Genomic DNA, 20,278 nt, shown 5'->3' on the forward strand with positions numbered 1-20,278 from the left:
AATGAAAGAATTAGAGTATGCTGGTTTAAATACGACCCTGCGCCTCTATGAAGCTCAACTTCTCAGTCAATCAGACTATGAAACGTTATTACAAATGGACCATTCTGATGCTGTTTTAGACTACTTAGGTAAGACGGCTTATTCTATTCCGGAGGAAGTGCGTTTAAATCGTAGTTTTGAGCCAATCATTCAACAACGTTTGGTTTATGTATATGAAGAATTACTTGAGGCATCACCTGATAGGCGTATAATCGAAATCTTCTCATTAAGATATACTTATCATAATTTGAAGCTTTTAATTAAAGAAAAATATCTGGATGAAGATTTGTCTCATTTGTACATTCCGATTGGCAGTTTTTCAAAAGAGGAACTTGCTCAAGTTGTGTCTACAAAAGGACAAAATGAAGACCTTCATCCTGTATTAGAAGAAGCTGTCTATGACGCTATCACAGCAGTAGAAGACACAGGCGATACCCATTCGATTGATGTCATTTTGGATACAGCCTATCTAAGACATATCCGATCTCATGCCGATGCAATGAAGCATGAAGAACTCAGTCGATTTGTAAAAATGAAAATTGATTTTCAAAATTTATTAACTTTTGTCCGTGCTTTTAAACAAGGTCAAAGTACATCATTTATTTTCACCTCTTTATCAAGTCAAGGGGCAGTGAGTCGTGATGATATCATTGAAAATTGGCGAGAAAAAGATTTGAACGGTTTAGTTGAAACTTATCAAACAGCTGAATACATGATTAATTTAGACCCTGTTTGGGATCAATTGAATGATGAAAAGGTCAACCCAACTGAACTAAATGCTTTAATTCAAGGCGAGTTTAGTCGGATTTTAAGATCATTCTCATTTGATGCCTTCGGGCCGATGCCAGTACTTACTTATCTATATTTCTTGGAAAATGAGAGTGACAACGTACGTCTCATCTTAATTGGGAAAGAAAATAATTTAGACAATCAACTAATTAAAGAAAGGATGCGACCTATTCATGGCATATAAAATAGCAGTAATCGGTAACCGTGACGTCGTATTAGCCTTTAAACTATTAGGATTTGAAGTCTATCCAGCAAGTAGTGGCGAGGAAGCTAGAAAAATTCTACACGATTTAAAAGAAGAAAATATTGGTGTCGTATTATTGACAGAAAATCTAGCTCATGAAATACCCGATACGATTAGTCACTTTGACACTTTACCAACCCCTGCGGTTATTCTAATTCCAACTCATAAAGGATCTCTTGGAATAGGTAAAGCCAAAGTCAATGACAACGTTGAAAAAGCAATCGGACAGAACATATTATAAAAGGAGGAAAAAAATGACAACTGGAATTATTCAAGAAATTTCAGGACCTTTAGTGAAGGCTAAAGGAATGAAAGACTCCTCAATTCGTGAAATTGTTTTGGTTGGAGAAATGCAACTTACTGGCGAAATTATTGAAATGCACCAAGACGTTGCATCCATTCAAGTATACGAAGAGACCTCGATGTTGAAACCGGGCGAAATCGTAAGACCTACAGGACATCCTCTTTCAGTTGAATTAGGACCAGGTCTATTAACCAAGATGTTTGATGGGATTCAAAGACCATTAGAAGATTTCATGCAAAAAACAGAGAGTAATTTTTTAGTAAGAGGAAGTAACATTGATGTTTTAGATCGAGACAAGGTTTGGGAATTTGAAGCCCGTAAAGCAGTGGGTGACCATGTGGTAGCTGGCGATATTATTGGGGTCGTTCAAGAAACCAAAATTATTGAGCACCGCATTATGGTTCCTGTTGGCATTGAAGGAACAATTAAATCCATCGAATCTGGCTCTTTCAAAATTGAAGATACCGTTTGTGTGGTTGAAACAGAATCAGGCGAACATGAATTAAATATGGTTCAAAAATGGCCGGTTCGTTTGGGACGCCCTTATAAAGCTAAATCAACTCCCAAAGCACCACTAAAGACAGGACAACGTGTAATTGATACATTCTTCCCAATCACTAAGGGTGGGGTAGCTGCTGTTCCTGGACCTTTCGGGGCTGGAAAAACGGTCGTTCAGCACCAAATCGCTAAGTATGCTGATGTTGACGTAGTGGTTTACGTAGGATGTGGTGAACGTGGAAATGAGATGACGGACGTTATTAACGAGTTTCCAGAATTAATTGATCCTAAAACGGGCGAGTCTATCATGCAACGTACTATTTTAATTGCTAACACTTCCAATATGCCGGTGGCGGCTCGTGAAGCTTCAATCTATACAGGTATCACTATTGCGGAATACTTCCGTGATATGGGCTATTCAGTGGCCATCATGGCGGATTCTACTTCACGTTGGGCAGAAGCATTACGTGAAATGTCAGGACGTATGGAAGAGATGCCAGGGGATGAAGGTTATCCAGCTTATTTAGGTTCACGTATTGCAGAATACTATGAGCGTGCCGGCTTGGTCCAAGTATTGGGATCAGATGAGCGCGTTGGTTCAGTTTCTGCCATTGGAGCGGTTTCACCTCCAGGTGGGGATACTTCAGAACCCGTTACCCAAAATACTTTACGTATCGTAAAAGTATTCTGGAGTTTAGATTCTAAACTTTCACAACAACGTCACTTCCCAGCTATTAACTGGCTAGATTCTTATTCTCAATATTCAACCGATGTTCAAGCACATAATGATGAACACATTGACCCAAGTTGGGGTGAGAAAGTACGTCATTGCTTATCCCTTCTTCAAGAAGAATCAAGCTTGCAAGAAATTGTTCGTTTGGTTGGTTTAGATTCACTTTCTGAAAAAGATAAATTAACGCTTGCCATCGCAGGGATGATTCGTGAAGACTTCTTACAACAAAATGCTTTTGACGATGTTGATACGACAACCTCTGAAGAAAAACAATTGAAATTATTGAATTTAATTATTGATTTTGAAATTGAGGCAAGAGAAGCAATGAAACTGGGTGCTTACTATAATGAAATTATGGAAGGTACTCAAGAAGTTCGTGAGCAAATTGCTCGAGCTAAATTTATTCCAGAAGAAGAAATTCACCGCTTGGATGAAATTGATCAGCAAATTGCTACCTACATGAAACAAGTATTAGAACAAGGAGGTGGAGCAAATGCTTAAGGAATATACAAATATTTCTGACCTATATGGTCCTTTGATGATTGTAGATGGCGTCGAAGATATAGCCTATGACGAACTAGTTGAAATTGAGCTCCACGATGGTGAAATTCGTATGGGTCAGGTGTTAGAAGCTAAAGAGGGTAAAGCCGTTGTTCAAATCTATGGTGGTACTTCTTCAATGAAGCTATCCAATATTAAAGCGCGTTTTAAAGGCAAGCCCTTAGAATTTGCTTTATCCGAAGATATTGTGGGACGCATCTTTGACGGTATGGGTAATGTGATGGATGGCGGACCGCAAATCATTCCTGAAAAGTTTGCTGATATCAATGGTCAAGCGATTAACCCAATGGCGCGTGACTATCCGGATGAATTTATTCAAACAGGTATTTCAACCATCGACCATTTGAATACACTGGTTCGTGGACAAAAACTACCCGTTTTCTCTGGTTCTGGTTTGCCGCATAAAGAGTTAGCAGCCCAAATTGCACGTCAAGCAACTGTTTTAAATTCTGATGAAAATTTTGCAGTTGTCTTTGCAGCCATGGGAATTACTTATGATGAGGCTGAATACTTTATGGATTCTTTCCGTGAAACCGGAGCAATCGATCGTTCAGTAATGTTTGTTAACCTAGCTAATGACCCAGCAATTGAGCGGTTAGCGACTCCAAAAATCGCCTTAACTGCTGCCGAATACTTGGCTTTTGAAAAAGATATGCACGTTTTAGTTATCATGACAGACATGACGAACTATTGTGAGGCCTTACGTGAAGTGTCAGCAGCCCGTCGTGAGGTACCAGGCCGTCGTGGCTATCCAGGTTACTTATATACCAACCTATCTACACTCTATGAACGCGCAGGACGTTTAGTAGGATCTAAGGGATCGGTTACTCAAATCCCAATTCTTACCATGCCTGAAGATGATATTACTCATCCAATCCCTGACTTAACCGGTTATATTACTGAAGGACAGATCATCTTAGACCGTTCATTAGATAACCAAGGTATTAAGCCGCCTATTAATGTTCTTCCTTCCTTATCGCGTTTGAAGGATAAGGGAACCGGTGAAGGAAAAACACGTGAAGATCATGCACCGACAATGAACCAGCTATTTGCAGCTTATGCCAAAGGTAAAGAAGCAAAAGAATTAGCGATTGTATTGGGTGAGTCAGCCCTTTCAGATATCGATAAACAGTATGTTAAATTTACTGATGAATTCGAGAAACGCTATGTTAACCAAGGCTTTGATAAGAACCGTGACATCTTTGAGTCGCTTGATATTGCCTGGGACTTATTAAAGATTTTACCGAAGAGCGAATTGAAACGGATCAAGGATCCAATGATCGAGCAATACTTACCGAAAGGAGAGTAATGCACTATGGCAAACGTATTAGGGGTAAAGCCCACCCGGATGGAGCTGTCAGCTTTAAAGAGTACGCACGCACTGGCTAGTCGCGGGCATAAGTTACTTAAAGATAAGCAAGATGAATTGATGCGCCATTTTATTGATTTGATTCGTAAAAACAATGAACTAAGAGATCAAGTGGAAGCAGAACTTTCAAATGCCTTACAATCATTTGTATTAGCGAAGTCTTTAATGAGCGATCATTTTATTGAAGAGATAGCGGCCATTTCAGGTGAAAACATTGATCTTTCAATTGACCTTAAAAATATTATGAGTGTCAATGTTCCTAAAATGGATTTTAATTTAGATGATGATATTGATGATGAGCCTTTACGCTATGGTTATTTGAATTCCAATGCGGAATTAGATGAAGCTTTAGAGGGTTTAAGGTCCATTTTGCCCAAGTTATTAGATTTAGTCGAAATTGAAAAGACTTGTCAGCTTTTAGCCGATGAAATCGAAAAAACAAGAAGACGTGTTAACGCTCTTGAATATCGAATGATTCCGGATACCGAAGAGACAATCAACTATATTTCAATGAAGTTAGAAGAAAATGAGCGAGCAAGTATCACTCGTATGATGAAGGTTAAAGATCTATAATTAGTAGAAAGATTAATAAATTAGTCTTATGAAAAAATCCGAATAGTATGTAGAAAGATTGTCAAATAAATCAATGGATTTATTACTCACTCCACTGATGCTTCTCTAAACGTTTAATCTATAAGAGAGCATCAATAGTTGGATTGAATGTTCTTTCTATAACTATTCGGATTATTTTTATTTATGAAGAGCAATTCCTTTATTAATACCTTTTATTTGGTGGAATTATTTATTGTATTATGATCGTATCGTGTACAAAAATATAAATAATAAGATTGATATTTAAACGGATGTTAACAAACAATCTCCTATTCAACGGATAGGAGGCTATTTGTTAACATAGGAATATAGACCTTTAAATTTACGTGAATTAATTACATATTCACATTATGATAAACCTTTTGCACGTCTTCATCATCTTCTAATGCATCAATTAACTTCTCAAAAGTTTCCAAGTCTTCTGCGTTGAGGTCCACTTCAGTCTGGGCAATCATTTCAGTTTCAGCCACTGAAAAGTCAGTAATACCAATACTTTCCAGACATTCTTTAATAGTGCCGTAATCACCAGGTTGACCATATACAACCACAGATCCTTCTTCAGTATAAACATCTTTGACATCGAGATCTGCTTCCAATAAAGCCATTGTAATGGTTTCTTCATCTTGGTTTTCCATCACAAAAACAGCCACATGATCAAACATATAAGAAACGGATCCAGCAACCCCCATATTTCCACCGTTCTTATTAAAGGCCATGCGAACATTGGCGGCAGTGCGGTTTACGTTATTTGTTAAAGCATCCACGATAATCATTGAACCATTCGGGCCAAAACCTTCGTATCGCAATTCTTGGAAGGTCTCATCGGCCGAGCCTTTGGCCTTGTCAATGGCTTTGTTGATGACGTGAGATGGTACATTATAGGTTTTAGCACGATCGACAACAAATTTTAGTTTCTGGTTGGTCTCCGGATCTGGGTCTCCTGATTTGGCTGCTGCATAAATTTCAATGCCAAATTTTGCATAAATTCTTGAGGTTTGTTGATCGGTTTTCGCTTTTTTTTCGCGAATGTTCATCCATTTACGACCCATTTAATTCACTTCACTTTCATTATAGTCTGTTTGTATTATAGCGAAAAACAAGCTTCATTTATAGAATTTTTTTCAAAAATTTTTAGCTTGCAAGATTTCTGTCAAACTTTTGATAGCAAAAGAAAAAAAGCGACTGCTGAGTCGCTTAAAATTAATCTTTTGGATACATTTTATCTATTCGCGCTTGTAAATCTTTATCATTGACAAATTCCTCATAGCTGGTATTCATGCGATCAAAGGCCCCAGTTGGAGTAATTTCAATTACACGATTGACTGTTGTATTTAAGACTTCGTAGTCATGTGAGGCGATGAGAATAGCGGATTTAAATTTAATTAAACCATCGTTTAAAGCAGTAATGGATTCAAGGTCTAAGTGGTTGGTTGGTTGATCCATCACTAAAACGTTGGCTTTCGATAGCATCATTTTTGAAAGTAAACAGCGGACTTTCTCACCACCAGAAAGGACGTTGACAGGTTTTAAGACATCATCTCCTGTAAAGAGCATGCGTCCTAAGAAGGAGCGTAAGAAGGTATTGTCACTTTCTTCTTTAGAAGCATATTGTCTTAACCAATCGACAATTGACAACTCGACTCCATCAAATTCATCGCCCGAATTACGTGGCAGATAGGTTTGTGAAGTCGTAACACCCCATTCAAAGCTTCCCTTATCTGCTTCCAAGTTTCCCATCAAGATTTCAAAAAAGGCTGAAATGGCATTGTCATTGCGGGAGACAAAAGCCACCTTATCATCACGATTCAAAGTGAAAGTAACATTATCAAAGAGGGCTTCACCGTCAATTGATTTTGACAGTCCTTCTACGCTAAGTAAATCATTACCGATTTCACGTTCAGGTGAAAAGCCGACAAATGGATAGCGACGGCTGGAAGGTTGAATGTCATCCAGGGTAATTTTTTCTAAAAGTTTCTTTCTAGAGGTCGCTTGTTTTGATTTAGAAGCATTAGCAGAAAAGCGCGCAATAAAGTTTTGTAATTCTTTAATTTTTTCTTCTTTTTTAGCATTTTGATCCGCTTGCAATTTAGCGGCTAATTGACTGGATTGTAACCAAAAGTCATAGTTTCCCACATAAATTTTTATTTTACCGAAGTCGACATCCGCCATATGAGTACATACTGTGTTTAGGAAGTGACGGTCGTGAGAAACAACGATGACAGTGTTTGGGAAGTCCATGATGAAGTTACTTAGCCAATCAATAGCTTGAGCATCTAGACCGTTAGTTGGCTCGTCTAGGAGCAGATTGTCCGGTTTACCAAAAAGTGCTTGAGCCAGTAAAACTTTGATTTTATCAGCTTCGATAAGCTCACTCATCTTGGCTGTATGTTGTTCAGTAGGGATTCCTAAGCCTTGTAACATATTAGAAGCTTCTGATTCAGCTTCCCAACCACCCATTTCGGCAAACAAACCTTCTAATTCGCCAGCGCGCACCCCATCTTCATCAGAAAAATCAGCTTTCATATAGATGGCATCTTTTTCTTTCTTTACTTCATAAAGTTCCTTATAACCCATCATCACGGTTTCGATCACTTCATAGTCTTCGAATCCGTAGTGGTTTTGGTTAAGAACAGCTAATCTTTCATTAGGATCCATGGACACATTTCCCGTTGTAGGTGCAATGTCACCTGATAAAATTTTTAAAAAGGTTGACTTACCAGCACCATTGGCTCCGATCACACCATAACAGTTGCCAGGTGTAAAATTAATATTGACCTCATCAAATAATTTCCGGTCTGGGAATTGTAAACTAACATTCGATACATTGATCACAAACATAACCTCCATCTTAGATTCATAGACATACGCCTTCATTCTAGCATGATAAGGACTAAAAAGCATTAAGAAATATAGTTTATTGATAAACTTATTAGAAGATAAAAAACTCTGTCCATTTAGGGACAGAGTCAAAATTTTATAGACTGCGTAACCAAGCTAAGAAGCGTTTGATTATAGAAGGTTCTTGCGGACTTGACAGTTTAGTCTGATTATCACGAGCGGGATTTAGTTTACTGAGTCGAATTTTGCGACTCTGTTTTTCTTTAGCTAAGCGCTCATCGAGATCTTTTTGACGTTGGCTGGCTCGCTCGATTAAAATTTCTTGCGAGTTGATTTTTTGGTCTTCAATGATAACTGGGCGGATATATTCGCCGTTTACTTGCAGTTCACGTGCTTTCATATTATCAGCTAATTGAAGCTCTAAATAGTCCACTATATCGGCCTCGATATCCTTATCTAAGATCGGGAATTCAATTTCGACACGCTTAATCATATTGCGCGTCATCATATCAGCTGAAGAGAGGAATAGGTGGTTATCACTATTATGGTTAAAGTAATACACACGGGAATGTTCCAAAAAGCGACCAACAATTGAACGTACACGAATATTATCAGATATTCCAGGAATGCCCGGTTTCAAACAGCAGATACCTCTAACAATTAGATCAATTGAAATACCCGCTTGACTGGCTTCATAGAGCTTTTGGATGAGGGGAAGATCGGTTAAGGAATTCATTTTAGCAATGATACGACCATTACCGTATTGTTTTTGAAAAGCAATTTCCTCATCAATATAATCCATTAGAGAATCCCGAATGGCAAAAGGTGAAACATGTAAATGTTTATAATCTGGCAAGCTGCTATAACCACTTAAATAGTTGAAGAAATCAGTAGCATCATCCGTTAAACCAGGGTGCGTCGTAAATAAGCCCATATCGGTATAAATTTTTGCTGTTTTGTCATTGTAATTACCTGTTCCTAGATGAAGGTAAGGTTGGATTTTATTATCCTCCTTGCGAATGACCAGTGAAATTTTGGAATGGGTCTTTAGTTCACTAACACCATATAAAACGTGACAGCCTGCTTCTTCTAATTCTTTGGCCCAATAAACATTATTTTCTTCATCGAAACGTGCTTTTAGTTCCACCAACACGGTAACTTCTTTTCCGTTTTCGGCAGCGGTTTTTAAGGCTGAGATAATGGGAGAGTTTTTAGAAACTCTGTAAAGGGTCTGTTTAATGGCAATGGTTTGAGGATCTTGAGCAGCGTACGCTATTAAGTTAACTACCGGATCAAACGAATCATAAGGGTGGTGGAGGAAGATGTCATGGTCTTTGGCCTGGGTGAATAGGTCTTCTCCTAAATGTTTGGGATTCAGGTAGGGTATATGCTCCTCAAATAAGAATTGAGGGTTATTTTCACCAATTTCTTCTCTTAAGGCAAAAAGGAAAGTTAAATCGAGCGGCCCGTCAATTAAGTAAACAGCATTTTCTTCCAACTCAAAAACTTCTTGTAGATAAGTAAGGTTTTGTTCAGAAAAATTCATTAAGCGTGAGCGGTCAATTTCAAGCCGGACAGCCATTCCATTTTTTCTTTGTTTGACATAGTCTTCAATTAGAACTAACAAATCGGAAGCACCGTCTTCTGCAATTGAAAAATCTGCATTACGTGTAATTCGAAAAGGATAAGCAGCCACAACTTCATAGCCTTCAAAAATACGATCAAGGTGGTGGATGATAATGTCTTCCACTAAGACGATGGTATGGACTTGTCCTTCAATAATAAAATAACGTTCAACCAGCTGAGGAATAGGAAGAATCGCTCGATGCTCTTCGCCATCCTTTTCCAGCTTAACCATAATGTTTAAAACTTTATTGACAAGGTGAGGGAAAGGCCGGTAGGCATCGATTCCTAAAGGAGAAAGAGTCGGTAAGAGTAAGGTCTTAAAGTAATAGTCTATTTCTGCTTGTTCAGATACGGATAATTCACCGATGGACTTCATTTGGTAGCCAGTATTTGGCAAGAGAGGCATTAATTCATGGTAGCGTTGGTATTGTTTAGCGACATTGCGTTGATTGCGCTGACTAATGTTTTCTAATAATTCTTCGGGTGTTTGGCAGGTTTTATTTTCAGAAACCTCCACACCAGCAAGGTATTGATCATAAACTCCCGAAACTCTGACCATAAAGAATTCATCGAGATTTGAAGAGGCAATGGCTAAGAAATTTATTTGTTCCAGTAAAGGATTGGTCATATCATAAGCATTGTCAATACAACGTAAATTAAAGTCTAGCCAAGATAATTCGCGGTTAAAATAAAAGTCAGGATTATCAAATTGTCCGCGATTTTTTCTTGAGTTAGAAATGCGCTTATCCTTATTCACTGTTTTCTTTTTCTTTTTTTTGGTCTCAGTCATTTCATTTCTCCTCTCAGTTTTCTTTAAGCCTCTAAGTCAACATACTTTAGTTTTAAGCTTCCATCTAAGCTACGAGCAATATGTTTGGCGTGACGATCTGCTCGATATTGCTCGGCTACCACAGGGCCATTGTGATAAAGGGTTAGGATATAGTCTTTTTTCTTTTTTTCTAATTTAATATTTTTAATCGGAGAAGTTTTAGAATCGTTTAATGATTGGCTAAATTTTAAAATACCTCCTAAAGCTTGTAGTTCTTTTATATCTTCACTACTAAACCAATTGCTGAAAGACTGACAATATTGATTGAGTAAAGATTTATTACGATAACTGCTTAATAAAGCTAAGCGGACACGGTCGCGATGTGAAAAACCGGCCAAATCCATATTGGATAAAAGATAGAAAGTTGTCTGGGAATCAGCTTCTTTAGAGATGAATTGGCCACATCGGTAGAGATAACTTGCCATTTCTAATTCAACTTGCTGAGCATAGGAATAATCCATTTGTCCTAAATCAGTCAGTTGTTTATAAAGATCGATCGCTATTTTACTCCGAATTTCTGCAACCTTTGGATGCACTTTGAAATCACGACATACTTTGGCGACACTTCGAACGTGAATATGCTCAGGATTAATAGGCTGGTTAAAATGATCATTCAAGTAGTAAGTAATAACACCATCTCTCAGCCCTTGTCTAGAAATGAATAGGGTAGGCGCATTGACGATTTGAAAAAGCTCAATTAATGCTAAGTTAGCTGGAATAATGATGTCAGTTCGATCAGAACTTAAACCGTCAATATCTTGCATATCTTGGTAATTTGTTGACTGGAATAGGTCGAGTGTGGTGTTTAGATTTTTTTCAGAGAGTCGATAACCATGTAAGCCAGCAATGGGATAATTCTGTAGGCGTTGATGAACTTGAGCGATATTACGCGCAGAACCACCGACCGCAACGATCGGGTACTTAACCTTCTTTAGCCAATCCAGTGACTTAAAAGTTTTTTGTAAATAGCGTCTTGTCTTTTCAATGGCTGTTGAATCATTATGGTCTTTATCTTTAAAGAACTTTTCCTTCAAGCTGACTACGCCAAATGGAAAGGAATGGTATTGTTTAATCTCTTTGTTTTCTGACAAGGTTATTTCACAAGACCCTCCGCCCATATCGATAGTCACCATATTACGATTAGGTAAGGAGTGCGAAATAGCGTACTGGCCCAGCGAAGCCTCTTCTTTTTCTGATAAGATGCGAATTTCAATGCCAGTTTCTTCTAATACCCGCTGTATGATTTGCTCTTGGTTAGCTGATTGACGAATAGCTGCTGTAGCAAAGACAATTAACTCCTCAATTTTATGTGCTCGAGCGGCATAGTTAAAACTAGCTAGCGTTTCAGTTAGTTTCTGAATCCCTTTATCAGACATCATTACCTGGTCGTTTTCATCTTTATTCAAGTATTGAGATAAACGTGCAGGCGCTTTAAGGTTAGTAATTTCATGAACATCATAATATTGATCGATTGCATAAATCACCATACGAATAGTATTTGAACCGATATCAATTAAACCTACTTTATTGGAATACATATATTTCCACCCATCTATTGTGACTTAGTAACATCTTGGTCTTTATTTTTTATTTAAGACTTCTTCAATGGCAGCAGCAATCTCGGAAGAGTGAGAAACAACCTTTCCGTTAAGTTTGATCAATCCTACAGTGTATAAGTTAACATAGGCGAACTGTGATTCTGCAACTTCTTTGAGTGCCTCAATTTTTTGAGGGTTATCCGCGCCTTGTTGACGGGAGTCTGAAAATAGACCAATAATAGGAATGCCGGCTTGGTAGGCAATACCAATTTCACTGGCTACACCTGGATCAATGGTTTGTCCATCTAAGACGGCCAAAACGATATCACTTGCTAGCACTGCTTCCGTATCCAAACGAGCAATCATCTTTGAATCGGCATAGGCTTGCTTATCGTTAATTTCAGCTTGTTCTTGTGGTAAGAAAATATCTAAAGAAGGTATGGCTTGTCTTAATTCATTAGCAACTTTTTGGTTGAAGGCTAGTTCCATTTCATTAAAAAGGGGACTTGCAAAATATAATTTAGTCATTATTAAATCCTTTCTTTAAGTAAGTTTTTTAATTGCTGATACTTCTATTATAGTAAATTTTTTTAGTTTGGTGTATCAATTCTAGGAATTCCATGAAAATTAATTGATTCACAAAAAAGGAGTGGCTCAACTTGAGCCACTCCTCGAATGAGTTGTTAATTATTCAGCAAAAAATTTTAAGCGTAGAGCATTAAGTAAAACAGAGATAGAAGAAAAGCTCATAGCTAAGGCGGCTATCATTGGGTTAAGTAAGGGACCACCAAATAGATAGATAACGCCCATCGCAAAAGGAATGCCTATCACATTATAGAAGAAAGCCCAGAAAAGGTTCTGTTTGATATTGCGGATAGTCGCATGACTCAAATTAATAGCGGTCGGAATGGTGGTTAAATGGTTATTCATTAACACAATATCAGCAGATTCAATCGCAATGTCGGTCCCAGACCCGATCGCCATGCCGATATCAGCTTGTGCTAAAGCAGGGGCATCATTAATGCCATCACCGACCATAATCACTTTATTGCCGGTTGCTTGTACTTCCTTTACAATACGTGACTTATCTTCAGGCAAAACTTCGGCAAAGACTTTATCCACTCCTACTAATTGACCGATATGTTCTGCTGTGGCTTGATTATCACCTGTCACCATCATCACCTTAAGACCCATTGCTTTGAGAGTTTTTATTACTTCCATACTCGATTCTTTTATCGGATCTGAAATGGCTAATAAGCCTTGGAAATGGCGGTTAATTGCATAGAAAATAACAGTTTTGGCTTCATGACTCAGTTTATCTGCTAGTGAGAGAAAATCTTGAGGGATGGGTTGGCTTAATATTTCTTCCATTAAACGCTGGTTACCAATATCTATGTTTTCGCCATTAATCTCAGCAGTAATTCCCTTACCTGTAATTGATTGGATTTGCTTCAAAGCCTGATATTCTATGCCGAAACTTTCGGCATAATCGACAACTGCCTTGCCAAGAGGGTGTTCTGAGTTGGCTTCAACACTTGCTAACTTACTTAATAGAATAGCTTTATCTTTTTCATCAACAGGATAAAAATCAGTCACACTCGGTTGACCTTGGGTGATAGTCCCTGTCTTATCAAGCAAAATAGTATCTGCTTGGTGAGTAGTTTCTAGACTGGCACTACTTTTAATTAAGATCCCTTTTTGTGCAGCATTACCTGTTCCCACCATGATAGCTGTTGGAGTGGCTAAACCAAGCGCACAAGGGCAAGCGATAATTAAAACACTAATAAAAATCTGTAAACTGAAAGTTAAGGATTGATTCATTATAAAGAACCAGAATAAACCACTGATTAAGGCAATCACCATAACAGTTGGGACGAAATAAGAAGCTACCACATCAGCAAATTTAGCAATTTGAGCTTTGGAAGATTGAGCTTCATTAACTAATTGAATAATTTGAGAAAGCGTAGTGTCTTGCCCTACTCGTTCTACCTTCAGGGTAAAGCCACCGGTTTTATTTAAACTAGCTCCAGTTACGCAGTCGCCTTTGCTTTTATTAACCGGCATGGCTTCACCAGTTAACATCGATTCATCGACACTGGATTGACCTTCAAGAATGATTCCATCCATTGGAATGGTATCTCCAGGTCTAATTTGCAAATGATCTCCTGGTTGAATTCGTTCGGTTGGAACAATTTCAATGGAGCCATCCTCTTTAATTCTACGTGCCTCTTTAGGTGCTAAATCCATTAGGGTTTTAATCGCTGAAGAAGTTCGTCCTTTAGCAATGTCTTCTAAATACTTGCCGATTGTCATTAAAGAGACAATTACTGCAGCTGATTCAAAGTATAATTCAATCTCTTGACTATTTTGAAGAGGATTGATGAATAGAAAGAGCGTTACGACTAGACCTTGAACAAAAGCGGCTCCACTACCTATTGCGACTAAGCTGTCCATGTTGGGGTGGCCATTCAAAAGACTCTTGAATCCACGAATAAATAAATCTTTACCTAAATATAAAACAGCACTACTTAAAATCATCTGAATGAGGGCATGAACGCTTGGATGTTGCTTTATTGAAAGAGAATCCGGAATAGGAAGGCCAATCATTGGACCCATTGCTAAAAGAAAGAGTGGCAGAGTGAACAGGACCATACCCATAATTTTTTGCTTGGACTTTTTTAAATATTGCTGTTCTCGCTCTAAATCTTTTTGATATTGTTCTTCAGGAGAAATAATTAAACTGGCATTATAACCCGCTCTTTGCACCGCCTCAATCGCTTTATCTGGCTGGGCTTTATGATCCCACTCAACATTCAATGTTGAAGTAGCAAAATTGACTTGAGCAGACTGAACGTCCGACAGTTGATTGGCTGCTTTTTCAACTGTTTGCGCACAAGAAGCACAAGACATTCCCTCAATCCGAAAGTTTTGAATGAGCGCTTCATTAATCGAAGGTAATAGCTGATAGCCTGCCTTTTCTACTCGATCAGCCAGTGTCTCAAATGTGACCTTTTGTGGATCAAAATTGACTTTTACAGAGTGGTTCAGTAGATTTACTTCGGCTGTTTCAACACCCATTGTTTGATTAAGCGTTTTTTCGACTGTCATTGCACAAGAAGCGCAGGACATTCCATCAATAGTATAAGTACTTGATTGCATTTTAGCCCTCCTTTAGGGATCGATTATTTGCTTAAATGATAGTGAGTATCTTTAAGCACCTGATTAAAATCTTCCATAGCTAAAAAGTCTTGATGCTCAATAGTAAGCTCTTTAGTATCCACTTGGATATTTACTTTTTCAACTCCATCCATTGATAAAAGCAAATCTTGAATAGTTTGAGCGCAGTGGCTGCAAGACATACCTTGGACTTTAAAATCTTGTTTTTTCATGATAATTCCTCCATTAATTAATGAGACCATGAGTGACATTGACATTGACCGACTGGGCAATTACATTTTACTTGGCTTGGAGCCTGCTTGCCCTTATCCTGCAATTGTTTTATCAGCTGTTGACAATCAGCTTGTGATAAGATGACATCATTAATTATTTGATGAATAAAAGGAGCCTTATCTTTATTGCAAATGCGGTTCAGTAGCTTACTTATTTCTGCATGAACAGCCTCTTTTTCAGAAATATTTGCTTGATATTGATAGGGTTTATGTTCTCCTTCAAGAGTCAAATGTTCTTTTTGCAATAAGCGGTTAATTAAAGTTTTTATAGTAGCTTCTTTCCAATCAGAAAATTGACTAGCAGTATCGATAATTTGGCGTGAAGTAAGTGAATGATGGGCCCAGACTATCCGCATAATTTCCCATTCTGCATCAGTGATCGATGGGACTGAAAGACTTTCTTGCATAAGAAAACTCCTCTCTGATTACACATGTAACTTCACTTAAAGTTTACAACTGTAGACATCAAATTGCAAGTCATAACTTAGTCTTTCATTAAATTTACTAGTATAATAAAGAAAAATATCTGAAGGAGTAAATAAAATGAAAAAGTACTACAAATTATTGATTTTAGTAGTAGCAGTTACAATGAGTTTAGCAGCTTGTGAAAATTTTAATCAAAGCTCTTTTAAGTCAGAAAAAACCCCAGACCAAATTCTTAATGATTCCATCAATTTGGATAATCAACAGATGAGAATGACTAATGAAACTTATCAAGAAGAAGTAGCTGCTGACCAAGCCTATTTGATTCAAAAGGCAGACTTATATTTTGAGACCTTAAAATATGAGGAGGCCAAACAAGCTTTATTTGAAGTGATTGAAAAAAGCAAAGGCAGCATTCACTATCAAAATGAGTATTTGATAGATGGCGGACAATTTTCTGATAGTGAGCAAGAGTTGCGTGAGTTAATTTTGACTGCGCGTATTCCACAGGCGAACTTTAATCAAACAGTTGAGAAACTCCAAGACCTGCCGGATGTTTCTTTGCAATCGTCAAGTAGAGGGTCCCAAGATGTCACTCGCTCGGTCAATGATATTGACATCCGTTTACAAGCCGTAGAGGATCGTTTAGACCGGTTAAATGCCTTATTAGATCAAGCAGAAAAAATTGAAGAAATTGTCCAAATTCAAACTGAAATTGAAAATGCTATTATTCAAAGAGATCAATATTTAGCCGAACAAGCTAACTTGGAAAATCAAATAGAACAAGCCACTATCAATATTACTTTGAGTGAGCGCTATGTTCTAGCAGAAGAACGCAATCAAAATTATTCCTTTATAGGTCGTATAGCTAATACTTTTAAAGAAGCTTTGATTTCTACCAAGTGGATGCTAGAAAATCTTGTTTTATTATTGGTAGCATCTTTACCCTTCTTAATGATTTGTTTGGCAATCTATTTATTGTATCGCTTATTTTTTAAAAAGATTGCCGATAATTACCGTAAATACTATCCTCAAAATGAGAAAGAAAATCGAATGTTAAATCGTGCTAAACATGAACAGAATATCAAACAGAATTTCCATCCAAGTGAAACAGATGAAAAGTAAATGAATCAGATTATATACCTTATCCCAAAGACTAGATACAATTTTAAATAAAAATATTGAGAACAATTTTATAAAAGTGTATCATTAAGAGTGACAGTGAATATTAAGGAGTGATCGAGCAATGTTTCAACAGTTACAAGAAAAGATAAAAGGAAAAGGCATCAAAATAGTGTTTCCTGAGGGGACTGACCCACGTGTTTTAGGAGCAGCAGTACGCTTGCATGCCGAAGATATTGTGGAACCGATTGTTTTGGGTAATAAGGTAGAAATTAAACAACTAGCCAATGAAAAAAATTGGGTGATTGAAGGGATTACTCTCCATGACCCTGAAGAATATCAAGCAATGGATCAATTGATTGAAGCTTTTGTTGAAAGACGTAAGGGTAAGAATACTAGAGAAGAAGCTATTGAACTCCTAAAAGATCCTGCATACTTTGGGACCATGTTGGTTTATACCAATCAAGCGGATGGAATGGTATGTGGAGCCGTTTACTCAACAGGAGATACAGTAAGGCCTGCTTTACAAATTATCAAAACACGACCAGGCGTAAAATTAATTTCAGGAGCCTTTATCATGGTTCCACCTCATACCAATGGTCAAAAATTAGTGTTTGCAGATTGCGCTATTAATATTAATCCTGATGCACAATCTTTAGCTGAAATTGCGGTAGAAAGTGCTAAAACAGCTGAAATCTTTGGTATTGATCCTAAAGTGGCGATGTTAAGTTTTTCTTCTTATGGATCAGCCAAATCACCAGAAGTAGATAAAGTGGCAGAAGCGACTAAAATTGCGAAGCAATTAGCACCCGAATTGACCATTGATGGTGAAATGCAATTTGATGCGGCTATTGTTCCTGAGGTGGCTGCACAAAAGGTTCCTGGGTCTATTCTTGATGGACAAGCGACTGTCTTTGTTTTCCCAGAAATTCAATCTGGAAATATTGGCTATAAGATTGCGCAACGCTTAGGTAATTTCCAAGCTGTTGGACCAATTTTACAAGGACTGAATAAACCCGTTTCAGACCTTTCAAGAGGGTGTGTAGAAGAAGATGTGTTTAAAGTAGCAATTATCACAGCCAACCAGGCTCTAAATAACTAACCTAAATAAATTATAAACCAAGCTCCTCAAGCAGATTTTTGATTGAGGAGCTTTTCTCATGCAAATCTAATGAGAATCATTTTCACATTTGTGAAGAACATGTTACAATGGATTTTGTGAAAAATTACTTATTGGAGGAAATCAATGAAAAAAAGTTTAATGAAGCGACTCTTATTGTTGTCAACCCTTGCCTTAAATAGTTTCACGCCACTTGCAGTGAATGTAAACGCTATGGAATCAGATGTAGAAAGCTTAAATTCCAGCTTGCAATCTATTCAAGTAAAATCAAATCCAGAGATAGAATCTGACAAGGTTGTGATTCCTGGTGAAAGTGAAGAAGAACCACAAGAAACACCTGCTAGAATGGAAGTTGATTCACAAGGTGAAGGCGAAACATCTTCACAAACTCCCTTAACTATTGAAGAATATAAAAAGTTGGACGCCACAACCCTTGCTGAAATGGTCAGAAGTGGAAGAACAACAAGTAAAGAATTAATTGAATTTGCTTTTCAAGTAATCGAAGAAACAAATCCTGATTTAAATAACGTTATTTCAACACGCAAAGAAGCTGCTTTAGCTGAAGCTGAAGCGATGGAAGATACTGGTCAGCCTTTTTATGGTGTGCCGATGTTAGTGAAGGGTCTAGGTCACTCTGTGGAAGAGGGTAGCAATACACTCGGCTTCAAGTTTTTGGAAGATCAAACATCTTCTAGAGATGGTCGCCAAGTAAAAGTTTTTAAAGAAGCAGGCTTTATTGTAATCGGTCAAACTTCTTATCCGCAAATGGGTTGGATCAATGTAACTAATTCTGAATTGTATGGTGACACACATAATCCTTGGAATTTAGCCCATAATCCGGGAGGATCTTCAGGGGGATCTTCAGCAGCTGTCGCAATTGGGCAAGTACCAGTCGCAAGTTCCAGTGATGCCGGTGGTTCTACTAGAATTCCAGCTTCTTGGTCAGGTTTAATTGGTTTACATCCATCGAGAGGAATTTTAACATGGGATAGCAGCTCAATAAACAATCAAACCACCCACTTTGCAGAGACTAAATCAATGCAAGATACAATTACACTTTTTGAGACCTTATTAAAAGAAAAGACGCGTGAACATGTACTGCAAGGAAGCTTTGACAAGACCACTCCCATAGCCTATACAACTATGACTCCTGCTGGAACGCCGATATCAGAAGATGCTATTCAAGCAGTTCGAGAGGTAGCCAATTTCTTAAAAGGTGAAGGTTATTTAGTCGAGGAAGTAGCTTATCCAGTAGATGGAAAAAAATTAATGGAGCAATACTACATTCTTGCTTCTTCGGCTGCTGGCTCTTTGGACTACATAGCAAAGAGACCACTTGGTCGACCAATTCAAAGAGAAGATGTGGAATTGCTAACTTGGGCTTTATACCAAACATCAAAGGATTTAACTAAAGAAGATGTAGCTGGAGCTTGGGACTATATCCATCAAGTGACAGAAGATATGAACGCTTTCTATTCAAAATATCCATTTTTATTAACAGCTACTAATGCTTACCCAGCTCCAAAGGCTGATTATAATCATATTAGTCCAGAGCTGGCTGAAGTAATGGAAGACATGTCTGGTTTGAGTAAAGTTGAAAAATTACAAGTAATTTATGATCAATGGTTACCAGCGTGGACTTTGACTCCTTACACTCAATTGGCTAATCTAACTGGTACACCTGCACTGAGCTTACCAACATATTTGACAGATAAAGGACTGCCGATGGGTGTAATGTTCAACACATTTGCTAAAAACGACCGCAGTTTACTACAAATTGGGAAACTGTTAGAAGAAAGCAATCGCTTTATTACCTACTATAATCGTCCGAGTGATGATAAGGAATCAAATCCAGATGTGGAGCCAGATACAGACAACATCTTAAATCCATTTCCGGGAGCGGATGAAACAGTAGGAAATGGGGCAGATACTCAAATTGAGGACTTGGATGACCAAAGCAATATTGAAGAACAGGCTGAAGACAATCATTTATCCAATAGCCCTTCTTCACAACCAGTCGTAAAGGATCATCAAGTTCAAGCCACTGATTCAGCGAAGGATACACTTCCAAACACTGGGGAAAGTGATCAGCTGGTCATGTACAGTATAAGCCTTACTTTATTCGGCATCGCCGGTTACTTCGTTCGTAAAAAATAAGGCAATTTAAAACCACTCTTCCAGAAG

The 20,278-nt window shown here is 37.9% G+C and carries 16 protein-coding genes; 8 read left to right on the top strand and 8 right to left on the bottom strand.

Going from position 1 to position 20,278, the window contains the following annotated elements:
* The first annotated feature begins 1 nt into the window (after nt 1).
* Genes ACQV2T_RS00525 through ACQV2T_RS00545 form a run of 5 tightly spaced genes read left to right on the top strand, consistent with a single transcriptional unit; the run spans nt 2 to nt 5,110 of the window.
* Nucleotides 2-1,012: a V-type ATPase subunit gene (locus tag ACQV2T_RS00525; protein ID WP_428873286.1), complete on the top strand. Its 1,011-nt coding sequence runs from the start codon at nt 2-4 to the stop codon at nt 1,010-1,012.
* On the top strand, nt 1,002-1,313 hold the full coding sequence (locus tag ACQV2T_RS00530; RefSeq protein ID WP_258436826.1) for a V-type ATP synthase subunit F: 312 nt from the start codon (nt 1,002-1,004) through the stop codon (nt 1,311-1,313). Before ACQV2T_RS00525 ends, ACQV2T_RS00530 begins: the two co-directional genes overlap by 11 nt.
* Nucleotides 1,314-1,326: 13 nt before the next feature.
* Nucleotides 1,327-3,108: a V-type ATP synthase subunit A gene (locus tag ACQV2T_RS00535; RefSeq protein WP_428873287.1), complete on the top strand. Its 1,782-nt coding sequence runs from the start codon at nt 1,327-1,329 to the stop codon at nt 3,106-3,108.
* Nucleotides 3,101-4,477: a V-type ATP synthase subunit B gene (locus ACQV2T_RS00540; RefSeq protein WP_428873289.1), complete on the top strand. Its 1,377-nt coding sequence runs from the start codon at nt 3,101-3,103 to the stop codon at nt 4,475-4,477. The genes ACQV2T_RS00535 and ACQV2T_RS00540 overlap by 8 nt, the downstream gene beginning before the upstream one ends.
* A 6-nt stretch (nt 4,478-4,483) precedes the next feature.
* Nucleotides 4,484-5,110 carry a V-type ATP synthase subunit D gene (locus ACQV2T_RS00545; protein WP_428873290.1) on the top strand — a complete coding sequence of 209 codons (627 nt, stop codon included), beginning with the start codon at nt 4,484-4,486 and terminating at the stop codon, nt 5,108-5,110.
* Between the two features lie 374 nt (nt 5,111-5,484).
* On the opposite strand, the gene ACQV2T_RS00550 is transcribed toward ACQV2T_RS00545, so the two are convergent.
* The 8 genes from ACQV2T_RS00550 to ACQV2T_RS00585 form a co-directional block, all read right to left on the bottom strand.
* Nucleotides 5,485-6,198 (bottom strand): YebC/PmpR family DNA-binding transcriptional regulator, encoded by a 714-nt coding sequence (locus ACQV2T_RS00550; protein ID WP_428873292.1) that lies wholly within the window; start codon nt 6,196-6,198, stop codon nt 5,485-5,487.
* Nucleotides 6,199-6,349: 151 nt separating this feature from the next.
* Nucleotides 6,350-7,981, bottom strand: a complete 1,632-nt coding sequence (locus ACQV2T_RS00555; protein ID WP_428873293.1) for an ABC-F family ATP-binding cassette domain-containing protein — start codon at nt 7,979-7,981, stop codon at nt 6,350-6,352.
* Nucleotides 7,982-8,123: 142 nt separating this feature from the next.
* The gene (locus ACQV2T_RS00560) at nt 8,124-10,403 is read right to left on the bottom strand and encodes an RNA degradosome polyphosphate kinase (RefSeq protein ID WP_428893097.1); all 2,280 of its coding nucleotides are present in this window, start codon (nt 10,401-10,403) and stop codon (nt 8,124-8,126) included.
* A 23-nt stretch (nt 10,404-10,426) separates the two neighbouring features.
* A complete protein-coding gene (locus tag ACQV2T_RS00565) occupies nt 10,427-11,980 on the bottom strand; it encodes a Ppx/GppA family phosphatase (protein ID WP_428875099.1) in 1,554 nt (517 codons plus the stop codon).
* A gap of 42 nt (nt 11,981-12,022) precedes the next feature.
* Nucleotides 12,023-12,508, bottom strand: a complete 486-nt coding sequence (locus ACQV2T_RS00570) for a nucleoside 2-deoxyribosyltransferase (RefSeq protein ID WP_428875100.1) — start codon at nt 12,506-12,508, stop codon at nt 12,023-12,025.
* Between the two features lie 159 nt (nt 12,509-12,667).
* The gene (locus ACQV2T_RS00575; RefSeq protein WP_428875101.1) at nt 12,668-15,139 is read right to left on the bottom strand and encodes a heavy metal translocating P-type ATPase; all 2,472 of its coding nucleotides are present in this window, start codon (nt 15,137-15,139) and stop codon (nt 12,668-12,670) included.
* Nucleotides 15,140-15,162: 23 nt separating this feature from the next.
* Nucleotides 15,163-15,369 carry a heavy-metal-associated domain-containing protein gene (locus ACQV2T_RS00580; protein WP_428893098.1) on the bottom strand — a complete coding sequence of 69 codons (207 nt, stop codon included), beginning with the start codon at nt 15,367-15,369 and terminating at the stop codon, nt 15,163-15,165.
* Between the two features lie 17 nt (nt 15,370-15,386).
* Entirely contained in the window at nt 15,387-15,836 is a 450-nt protein-coding gene (locus ACQV2T_RS00585; RefSeq protein WP_428873301.1) for a CopY/TcrY family copper transport repressor, read from the bottom strand.
* A 136-nt stretch (nt 15,837-15,972) separates the two neighbouring features.
* On the opposite strand from ACQV2T_RS00585, the gene ACQV2T_RS00590 reads away from it, so the two are divergent.
* From ACQV2T_RS00590 to ACQV2T_RS00600, 3 genes are all read left to right on the top strand, one after another.
* Nucleotides 15,973-16,977, top strand: coding sequence for a DUF4349 domain-containing protein (locus ACQV2T_RS00590; protein ID WP_428873303.1), 1,005 nt, complete (start codon nt 15,973-15,975; stop codon nt 16,975-16,977).
* Between the two features lie 121 nt (nt 16,978-17,098).
* The gene (pta, locus tag ACQV2T_RS00595; protein WP_428873305.1) at nt 17,099-18,076 is read left to right on the top strand and encodes a phosphate acetyltransferase; all 978 of its coding nucleotides are present in this window, start codon (nt 17,099-17,101) and stop codon (nt 18,074-18,076) included.
* Nucleotides 18,077-18,220: 144 nt separating this feature from the next.
* On the top strand, nt 18,221-20,251 hold the full coding sequence (locus ACQV2T_RS00600) for an amidase family protein (RefSeq protein ID WP_428893099.1): 2,031 nt from the start codon (nt 18,221-18,223) through the stop codon (nt 20,249-20,251).
* The last annotated feature ends 27 nt before the right edge of the window (nt 20,252-20,278 follow it).

Source organism: Facklamia sp. P13069 (assembly GCF_050409405.1).
Taxonomy (GTDB): Bacteria; Bacillota; Bacilli; order Lactobacillales; family Aerococcaceae; genus Facklamia.

What these genes read in the sequence shown, in the direction of transcription:
- ACQV2T_RS00545 (WP_428873290.1), top strand. Translation starts at nt 4,484, where the DNA reads ATGGCAAACGTATTAGGGGTAAAGCCCACCCGGATGGAGCTGTCAGCT.
- ACQV2T_RS00600 (WP_428893099.1), top strand. Translation starts at nt 18,221, where the DNA reads ATGAAAAAAAGTTTAATGAAGCGACTCTTATTGTTGTCAACCCTTGCC.
- ACQV2T_RS00540 (WP_428873289.1), top strand. Translation starts at nt 3,101, where the DNA reads ATGCTTAAGGAATATACAAATATTTCTGACCTATATGGTCCTTTGATG.
- ACQV2T_RS00560 (WP_428893097.1), bottom strand. Translation starts at nt 10,403, where the DNA reads ATGACTGAGACCAAAAAAAAGAAAAAGAAAACAGTGAATAAGGATAAG.
- ACQV2T_RS00565 (WP_428875099.1), bottom strand. Translation starts at nt 11,980, where the DNA reads ATGTATTCCAATAAAGTAGGTTTAATTGATATCGGTTCAAATACTATT.
- ACQV2T_RS00590 (WP_428873303.1), top strand. Translation starts at nt 15,973, where the DNA reads ATGAAAAAGTACTACAAATTATTGATTTTAGTAGTAGCAGTTACAATG.
- ACQV2T_RS00570 (WP_428875100.1), bottom strand. Translation starts at nt 12,508, where the DNA reads ATGACTAAATTATATTTTGCAAGTCCCCTTTTTAATGAAATGGAACTA.
- ACQV2T_RS00535 (WP_428873287.1), top strand. Translation starts at nt 1,327, where the DNA reads ATGACAACTGGAATTATTCAAGAAATTTCAGGACCTTTAGTGAAGGCT.
- ACQV2T_RS00580 (WP_428893098.1), bottom strand. Translation starts at nt 15,369, where the DNA reads ATGAAAAAACAAGATTTTAAAGTCCAAGGTATGTCTTGCAGCCACTGC.
- ACQV2T_RS00530 (WP_258436826.1), top strand. Translation starts at nt 1,002, where the DNA reads ATGGCATATAAAATAGCAGTAATCGGTAACCGTGACGTCGTATTAGCC.
- pta (WP_428873305.1), top strand. Translation starts at nt 17,099, where the DNA reads ATGTTTCAACAGTTACAAGAAAAGATAAAAGGAAAAGGCATCAAAATA.
- ACQV2T_RS00575 (WP_428875101.1), bottom strand. Translation starts at nt 15,139, where the DNA reads ATGCAATCAAGTACTTATACTATTGATGGAATGTCCTGCGCTTCTTGT.
- ACQV2T_RS00585 (WP_428873301.1), bottom strand. Translation starts at nt 15,836, where the DNA reads ATGCAAGAAAGTCTTTCAGTCCCATCGATCACTGATGCAGAATGGGAA.
- ACQV2T_RS00525 (WP_428873286.1), top strand. Translation starts at nt 2, where the DNA reads ATGAAAGAATTAGAGTATGCTGGTTTAAATACGACCCTGCGCCTCTAT.
- ACQV2T_RS00550 (WP_428873292.1), bottom strand. Translation starts at nt 6,198, where the DNA reads ATGGGTCGTAAATGGATGAACATTCGCGAAAAAAAAGCGAAAACCGAT.